Origin of the sequence: Anaerobacillus arseniciselenatis, from assembly GCF_001865995.1 — a bacterium.
GTDB classification, from domain to species: Bacteria; Bacillota; Bacilli; order Bacillales; family Anaerobacillaceae; genus Anaerobacillus; species Anaerobacillus arseniciselenatis.
Window position 1 is genome coordinate 53,912 of the sequence record NZ_MLQQ01000025.1, and the last position, 8,224, is coordinate 62,135.

At 36.4% G+C, this 8,224-nt stretch carries 7 protein-coding genes; all 7 read left to right on the forward strand.

Annotated elements, in window-relative coordinates:
- The first annotated feature begins 41 nt into the window (after window positions 1–41).
- The 7 genes from BKP35_RS11380 (at window position 42) to BKP35_RS11405 (ending at window position 8,062) form a co-directional block, all read left to right on the forward strand.
- Window positions 42–1,403 (forward strand): YheC/YheD family endospore coat-associated protein, encoded by a 1,362-nt coding sequence (locus BKP35_RS11380; RefSeq protein WP_084031608.1) that lies wholly within the window; start codon window positions 42–44, stop codon window positions 1,401–1,403.
- A gap of 25 nt (window positions 1,404–1,428) precedes the next feature.
- Window positions 1,429–2,478 carry a YheC/YheD family endospore coat-associated protein gene (locus BKP35_RS11385; protein ID WP_071313471.1) on the forward strand — a complete coding sequence of 350 codons (1,050 nt, stop codon included), beginning with the start codon at window positions 1,429–1,431 and terminating at the stop codon, window positions 2,476–2,478.
- Window positions 2,479–2,619: 141 nt separating this feature from the next.
- Window positions 2,620–4,017 (forward strand): YheC/YheD family endospore coat-associated protein, encoded by a 1,398-nt coding sequence (locus BKP35_RS11390; RefSeq protein WP_071313472.1) that lies wholly within the window; start codon window positions 2,620–2,622, stop codon window positions 4,015–4,017.
- The gene (locus tag BKP35_RS11395; RefSeq protein WP_071313473.1) at window positions 3,998–5,173 is read left to right on the forward strand and encodes a YheC/YheD family endospore coat-associated protein; all 1,176 of its coding nucleotides are present in this window, start codon (window positions 3,998–4,000) and stop codon (window positions 5,171–5,173) included. Before BKP35_RS11390 ends, BKP35_RS11395 begins: the two co-directional genes overlap by 20 nt.
- Before the next feature lie 438 nt (window positions 5,174–5,611).
- The gene (locus BKP35_RS19580; RefSeq protein WP_169819207.1) at window positions 5,612–5,779 is read left to right on the forward strand and encodes a hypothetical protein; all 168 of its coding nucleotides are present in this window, start codon (window positions 5,612–5,614) and stop codon (window positions 5,777–5,779) included.
- 176 nt (window positions 5,780–5,955) lie between these two features.
- Window positions 5,956–6,852, forward strand: coding sequence for a PucR family transcriptional regulator (locus BKP35_RS11400; RefSeq protein ID WP_071313474.1), 897 nt, complete (start codon window positions 5,956–5,958; stop codon window positions 6,850–6,852).
- A gap of 118 nt (window positions 6,853–6,970) precedes the next feature.
- Window positions 6,971–8,062 (forward strand): ABC transporter ATP-binding protein, encoded by a 1,092-nt coding sequence (locus BKP35_RS11405; RefSeq protein WP_071313475.1) that lies wholly within the window; start codon window positions 6,971–6,973, stop codon window positions 8,060–8,062.
- Window positions 8,063–8,224: the final 162 nt, after the last annotated feature.

The following is an 8,224-nucleotide window of genomic DNA, read 5'->3' on the forward strand; positions in this document are numbered from 1 at the left end:
AGCTACTGACTTTATTCAAAACTAAAGTAAATGAGTGATTAATGATGTTCACAAGAAAGGTGATCGTTCAAACAGATAAAAATAGCATTTTCAAAAATAGTGATCATATAAAAATAGCTCGTGCTTTATGTAAAAAATGGGCGCTTAATGATGGAGAAAACCTCTTTTTACAGTTTGGGAATCAAATAGAAGAAGTATGTATCATTGAGACTCCGGTTTATAAAATTCCAACGATTGAGATTACTCCTGATTTAGCAAAAAAACTCGCTATTCCTTTTGAGATATTTCCAATCCATTGTCTATATAAACAGGAGGAGAATACACTTAAACTAGGACCCATTATTAGTTGTGTCACAAACCAAATGTACCACGAAGAAGAAAAATTTAGTAGTATGACGCCTTTTTTTGAAGAAATGGCACAGTTTGCAAAGCAGAACCACATTTTTTTCTTTATAAACCCGTTAATCGAATGGGATGGACAGTTTGAAGGCTATGTGTTCGATAGCGGAAAATGGATCGCAAGTTCATTACCTATCCCGGAAGCAGTCTACAACCGCATCGGTTCACGCCATTTTGAAACTACTGAACCATTTAAACAGCTTTCAACATTTTTACAAGAAGAAAATATACCTTATTTTAATCATTGTTTCTTAGATAAATGGGAAACTCATAATACATTAATAAGTTACCCAGAAATGCATCCCTATTTACCTAATACGACACTTTTCGATGATTACGAGACTTTCATTGAAAAACTGACCGTAAATAAATGTATTTTTTTAAAACCTGTCTTTGGTAGTCAAGGGCGGCAAATATTACGAATTGAAGCTGATAAAAATCGCTACGTCGTTTACTATTCAGCTTTTTCACAAGAAGTCCGGACATTATTTCGTTCAAGCTACCTACTTTATCAACGGTTATGTGACCGTCTAAATAACCAACCGTTTATTATCCAAGAAGGAATTGACCTAATTCCTATTGATGATTGTCCACTAGACTTTCGAATTCTTTGCATAAAAAATTCCGATCAAAAATGGAAAGTCGTTTCGTCAGTGGCTAGAATTTCCCCGAAGGAAAGAATTGTTTCAAACATCGCAAAAGGTGGCGAACAAAAACGACCTATTGAGGTTTTATCACAACTGTTTGATGAAAAGCTCGCCTATCAATACGTTAAATTAATGGGGGAATTAGCGGTTGAAGCCGCGACTTTAATTAGTGATCGTTATGACGAACTTTTTGGTGAGTTAGGAGTAGACATTGCACTAGATAAAGATGGAAAGCTCTGGATTATCGAAGTGAATTCAAAACCATCAAAATCAGATGAGGTTACAAGCCGGATACGACCTTCGACTAGAGCAGTTATCGCATACTTAAGTTACTTATCCGGATATCCTCTTAAATGAAAATTGAACGAAAGGAGGAACCTTTATGGGTGATCTCGGTATTTTAGTTACAAATTTACACCAAGAACAAATGTATTTTACCGATATCGCTAAAGCTGGTTGTAATAAAGGCATGCATGTTTACCTTTTTTTACCTACAACCATTGATGCGAACAAAAAAATCGCTAAAGGAAAAAGATATTGCGATATAACTAACCAGTGGGTAAATGAAACTTTTTCAATACCCTTATTTATTTATGATCGTTGTTTCTATGAAAATGAAACGACATATAAAAAATATTTCCCTAGTTTGTCTTGGTTAAAATCTCAACCGGACATCGTATTTTTAGGGCACGGTCTTCCAAACAAGTGGCTAGTATATAAATTATTAAGTAAGGATCCAACCATTTATTCGTTTTTGCCGGAAACTGTACTTTTAAGCAATCGCTCGCAAGTTTCTTCTATGTTCAAAAAACATCATTCTATTTTATTTAAACCTGTGAGTGGATCGCAAGGAAAAGGGATTTTTGTATTATCAAAAGAAAACGACTCATTTTCCCTTTTAGCTAAAAAAGAGGGAGAGATTTTTTTCAAACGACTGACAGAAAAGCAAGTAGAACATCTGTTATATAAAGTAATGAAACGATACAAATATTTAGTGCAACCGTTTCTTTCTTTAACAAATCAACAACAACAGCCATTTGATTTACGTGTATTTTTGCAAAAAGATGACCAAGGTCAATGGCAAGAAATCGGCAGAGGCCTCCGTACTGGTAAAGTAGGCGATTTCACTTCTAACTTAGCAGGTGGAGGTACAGTAGACTGTTACGATGACTGGCTTCGCTCTTTATCGAGTACGGCCCAAGTTGTCCTAAGAAAAAATTTAAAGGAATTAATCGAACGAATTCCAACCATGTTAGAAAAACATTACCCATTGTTTGAGTTGGGCCTAGATTTCGGCTTTGATAAAGAAGGCAGGCTATGGCTTCTAGAAGTCAATTCTAAACCAGGAAGAAAAGTAATTCTCACTAGTTTTCCTAACAAAGAAAACTTTTTAGCAAACGGACCGATTAATTATTGTTTATTTTTACAGTAGAGTGAATTTCATAATCACCTAAAATGAGCCATATCAAACTATATGGAGTTGCGAGCGAATTAACGCAACTCCATATAGATACTTAATGGCATTAAAATTCAATTATGAAATTCATTAAGATAAAAAGGGAGTTGAATTTTCATGAGTCTTGAAGCATTACCGTTTAAAAAAGAAGAAAGCCGCTCGAAAACTATTTATGTACCAATACATTTATTTAAACAGTTTGTGGAAAAAATTCAGTTTCCTAACACGATCTCTTTCGGCGCAAAAACCGTTGAGTGTAAAGTTGCTCCTCACCCTGAAAAAAAAGAGGAGTACTTACTTTCAAGTGATTTGTGGGAACAGCTACTTATTCCACATGAAGGACCGATTAATTTAATACACAAAGATGAGGCATTGTATATCGGGCCACTCGTTGGGATTTTCACCGCTGGTTTTACTCAATTTAATTTACGCCCGATTGGTGAACGTTCTCTATTTTTCGCAAAATTACTCTCTGTTCAACAAAAGGTTGGTGCTTTTTACTTCGTGTTTGGTGCTCACCAAATTGATTGGGACGCAGGCACTATCAACGGATATTTTTATACGAAAGACGGTTGGAAGCAAACATTAGTACCACTCCCTAATGTCGTTTATGACCGCCTTCCTAATCGAAAAGTAGAAAATCTCGAGGTTTCAAAGGAAGTAAAAAGTCGCCTTCAAACAGAATATGATATTCCATGGTTCAACCCTGGATTTTTTAATAAATGGGAAATTCATCAACTGCTTGTGGGGGATGAAGAAGCAAGTAAACATTTACCAGAAAGTTTCTTTCAACCTTCATTCAACGAAATACAACAAATGCTAGAGTCGCATAAACAAGTCTATGTTAAGCCTGCAAACGGAAGTCTCGGCTTAGGGATCCAACAGCTGATTCAAAAAAAAGAGGAACCTTTCGTTTATTGTCGCTTTCGTAAGGATGAAGAAAACAGACTTAGAAGGTATTCTTCGTTAAAGCGATTGTTACGTAATCAGTTTCCATATGGTTTTGATGAAATGATCGCTCAACAAGGCATTAACTTATTAAAGTGGAATAACAACCCGATCGATTTTCGCATTCATACGAATAAAGATGAAAATGGCGTCTGGTCTGTTAGTGCAATCGCAGCTAAAATTGCAGGAACAGGAAGCATTACAACACATGTTAAAAGTGGTGGAGAAGTAAAAACGGTGAAAGAGCTTCTTCATGATATCGGCGCACATCCAACAATCATTAAAAAGTTGCATAGTACAGCGCTTTTACTAAGCGAAAAAATTGATGAAAAAATGCCCGGATTTATTGGTGAGATCGGCTTTGATATTGGAGTTGATCAAAACAACCATGTTTGGATGTTTGAAGCAAATTCAAAACCAGGAAGAACGATTTTTGCACATCCGAGATTAAAAGCTGATGATTTACAGTCACGAAGGTTGCCACTAGAATATGCCATCTATTTATTTAAAAGTTCCGTGGAAACACAACCTGATCTCGTGAATGCCAATGAATATTTTTTACGATGATAAAACGAAAACATGGCAATGCGATTGCCAAGAAAGACTTGTAATTGGCAAAAATCGACTTTCATTGATGAATGATCAGGGAACTTGCAGAGATCCAGAGGACGGTTTTCATGTCAAAAAGGTCGGCGATAAAGTGGGTCCATTCATTGGTATTTTAACGAGTAAAGAAAATCGTCGTGACTTTTACGGTAACCGCGCAACCTTTAAAAGAATTCAACGGTATTTACAGCAATATGGAGGCATTTCTTTCGTCATGATTCCTGAAGGACTTAAAGATGACCATGTAGACGGATATATTTTTCATAAAGGGGAATGGCGAGAAATGCGCTTTCCACTTCCCGACATTATTTATAATCGCGTTGCATCGTATAGAGCAGAACATGGAAAAGGGATGGCAACCGTAAAAGCATTAGCTACTAAATATGCCATTCCTTTTTATAACCCGCATTTTTTTGAGAAGTGGGAAATGTATACTCATTTACGGAGAAATCCAAAGATTGCAAAGCATTTGCCACAAACTGATTTGCTAACTAGTAAAAATCAACTGCAAAAATGGTTGCAGCAAGAAAGCGAAGTTTTTATTAAAGCTACTCTTAGCAACCGTGGCGAAGGGGTCGGTCTAGTCACGGTGCTAGACGACGGCTTTCAATTAGCATCCAACACAGAGAAGCGACAGTTTAGTTGTATAGACGAAGTTTGGGATGAGTTAAGACGACGTTTTAAAAGACGAACGCTGATTGTTCAAAAAAAAATATGGTTAAAGGACTTTGAAAGTCGTCCTTTCGACTTACGGGTACTCGTACAACGCTGCAAAGATGTGTGGAACGTCAGTGGTATCGGTGTTCGCTGTGCAGGTGAAAATTCAATTACGACCCACGTTCCGAGAGGTGGAAGCATCCTTCCTATAGAAGACGTGCAGGAACACCTTAATATAGAGGCTGTACATGACCTTGCCACAGTCATTGCCTATCAATTAGAACTAACGTATGGCTATTTATGCGAGTTTTCGATGGATGTAGGCGTTGACCAAGAAGGTCGAATATGGCTTTTCGAAGTGAATTCGAAACCGATGAAATTTGATGAACCTCATATTCAAGAAAAAGCTCTGCATGGATTAGTGCAATGCTTTTATGAAGATGCGGGGTTTGAGTTTTGAGTTTTGAGTTTTGAGTTTTGAGTTTTGAGTTTTGAGTTTTGAGTTTTGAGTTTTGAGTTTTGAAAAGAGTCGCTGGCAAGCCCAGCGACTCTTTTCTTTCTTAGGACCTGGCTTATTCATTGGGCATGCAAGATTTTTCGTATTATCGCAAATAAACAACCTAAAATCGCAAGAAAAATTCAATTATCGCGCAAAATAATCGTCATTAACTCTGGAATTACATACTCCCTCGGTGGCTCGTGCAAAATTATTTTAATTATCGCAAATAAACAACCTAGAATCGCAAGATAAACTCAATTATCGCAAAAATATCGTCATTAACTCTAGAATTACGCACTCCCTAGGTGGCCCGTGCAATTACATACAATAAAAAATATTTATATTCTCAATCAATTTACACAAAATAGTAATGAAGAAACTTTCAGGGAGGTACTAATCATGAAAAAAGAGGATTCTAAATATGAAGGACGCGACAAAGTTTATGTCGATGTTGATCGGATGACCAATGAAGGAATGGCTGGTGGAACTGTTACTGACCGATATGACCACCCTCAAATAGAAGAAGCACAAGACTTTAAAGAGGAAGAGCCACCGAAGAAAGGTTAATTTGATAGTGCAACATTCACAATGTACAATTACCGTTTTAAGTTGCTTCGAAGCTGAACTGACAGTAATTATAAATTGTGAATTTTAAATTGTAAATTACATGAAACAAGTTGTTTTATTTTTTACGGTTTGATACCCTTTATTAAAGAAAATTGCGACTGAAGGGATAAATCTTGATGGAACAATTAAGAAAGCTTTTAAATCACGCGCTACTAAAAACCGACGACCAGCATAAGAAAAACGTTCTAAAATACGAGACTGTAAATGGTGAAACTATTTTTTTAAATAGAGATCATCTGACAAGGGACCAAATAAACCTTTTAAATGTGTTTTTAACTCCGATAGTTGAAACAGCCCGTAATGAATCGGATGCGCAAAAGTTTTGGAAGGCGTTAGTCAATGGGGATAAAAGTTTAATTAACCACGCCCCTATAACTGCGCCTTTTTATCAGTTTGTTCACTTTTCTATTAATAGTGATATTCAAAACAATGAAGAGTTTGAAGAAGCGGTCGAAAACTTTTTCACAACAGAGATTACGGTCGTTTGGAATACAAAAAGAAGCGGTTTTATTGTGCTATACATTACAGAAGATGATATTGAAAACGACAATGAGGCAATGGTCGAGGCGATTATGTCCGATTTTTTCGTAAAAATGACGATTTTTCAAGGGAATAAGTTTTCAAATTTAGAAGAGGTTATCAGTTTGTATCCATGGGAGGAAAATACTCTTACTTTAGCTAGAAATTTTTCCCCAAACAACTCAGTCATCAAAAAAGAAAAGTTAATTCCTTATATCCTTGCCAACGAGGTATCTGACTTAACGAAAAAAATGCTTACAGAAACGATTAGTTCATTACGTGAAGATAAAGAATTGTTAAAAACGATCAAAGTTTTTTTAGAGTGTAACTTAAATACGACGTTAGCGGCAAAAGAGTTATTTATGCACCGTAATAGTTTACAATATCGTATTGAAAAATTTATTGAAAGGTCTGGAATAGACATTAAGCAATTTCAACAAGCTGCAGCGCTTCATATTCTGATTGCGTTAGAAGAAACAATGGAAAATAACTAGTTAATATTGCACTGTGCACAAACGAGCCTATAATCTTTGTGCACGCTTACAATTTACTGAAACGCTTTCATTGGGTACAATATGTTCATAAGATAATAACAATTTGGAGGCGTTAATTATGGCAGAAATTTCATTAAAAAATATTTATAAAATTTATGATGGTGATGTTACAGCCGTTTCTGATTTTAACCTTGATATTAAAGATAAAGAATTCATCGTATTCGTAGGTCCATCGGGTTGTGGTAAGTCAACAACTCTACGTATGATCGCCGGATTGGAAGATATTTCAAAAGGTGAATTATACATTGGCGACCGTCTTGTAAATGATGTTGCACCTAAAGATCGTGACATTGCGATGGTATTCCAAAACTATGCATTATACCCACATATGAACGTATATGAAAACATGGCATTCGGTCTTAAACTTCGTAAGTTTAAAAAAGAAGAAATTGACCGTCGTGTAAAAGAAGCAGCAAAAATTCTTGGCTTAACAGAAATGTTAGACCGTAAACCTAAAGCAATGTCTGGTGGTCAGCGTCAACGTGTTGCACTAGGACGTGCGATCGTTCGTGATCCACAAGTGTTCTTAATGGATGAGCCATTATCAAACCTTGATGCAAAGTTACGTGTACAAATGCGTGCTGAAATTACGAAACTTCACCAACGTTTACAATCTACAACGATTTACGTAACGCATGACCAAACAGAAGCAATGACAATGGCCACAAGAATTGTCATTATGAAAGACGGTGTTATCCAACAAGTTGGTGCTCCTAAAGATGTATACGACAATCCAGAAAACGTCTTTGTTGGTGGCTTTATCGGTTCTCCATCAATGAACTTCTTAAATGGTAAGCTTGTTAATGGGAACTTCGAAATGGGCGATGTAAAAATCAAAATTCCTGAAGGAAAATTAAAAATGCTTCAAGATTACGCTAACCAAGACTTAATTTTAGGAATTCGCCCAGAAGACATTCACGATGAGCCTGTATTTTTAGAGTCTTCTGCTGGAACAAAAATCACGGCAAAAATTGACGTAGCAGAATTAATGGGTGCTGAATCATACTTATATTCTAAAGTTAACAATCAAGATTTTGTTGCTCGTGTTGACTCGAGAACTGACGTTCAAAATGGTCAAGACATTCAATTAGCTTTCGACATGAACAAATGTCATTTCTTTGATCCAAAAACAGAATTAAGAATTCGTTAAGAGTTAGAAAGTTCAGACACACAGCCCTAGCACTTAATCGAGTAGGAGGGGGTGACTAACCCCCGACCTCTCACACCACCGTACGTACCGTTCGGTATACGGCGGTTCAATTAAGTTTGACGCAGATATTCATATCGTTGATATAGGCTTTTCAACCCTCGA

What these genes read in the sequence shown, in the direction of transcription:
- BKP35_RS11390 (WP_071313472.1), top strand. Translation starts at nt 2,620, where the DNA reads ATGAGTCTTGAAGCATTACCGTTTAAAAAAGAAGAAAGCCGCTCGAAA.
- BKP35_RS11395 (WP_071313473.1), top strand. Translation starts at nt 3,998, where the DNA reads ATGAATATTTTTTACGATGATAAAACGAAAACATGGCAATGCGATTGC.
- BKP35_RS19580 (WP_169819207.1), top strand. Translation starts at nt 5,612, where the DNA reads ATGAAAAAAGAGGATTCTAAATATGAAGGACGCGACAAAGTTTATGTC.
- BKP35_RS11385 (WP_071313471.1), top strand. Translation starts at nt 1,429, where the DNA reads ATGGGTGATCTCGGTATTTTAGTTACAAATTTACACCAAGAACAAATG.
- BKP35_RS11400 (WP_071313474.1), top strand. Translation starts at nt 5,956, where the DNA reads ATGGAACAATTAAGAAAGCTTTTAAATCACGCGCTACTAAAAACCGAC.
- BKP35_RS11405 (WP_071313475.1), top strand. Translation starts at nt 6,971, where the DNA reads ATGGCAGAAATTTCATTAAAAAATATTTATAAAATTTATGATGGTGAT.
- BKP35_RS11380 (WP_084031608.1), top strand. Translation starts at nt 42, where the DNA reads ATGATGTTCACAAGAAAGGTGATCGTTCAAACAGATAAAAATAGCATT.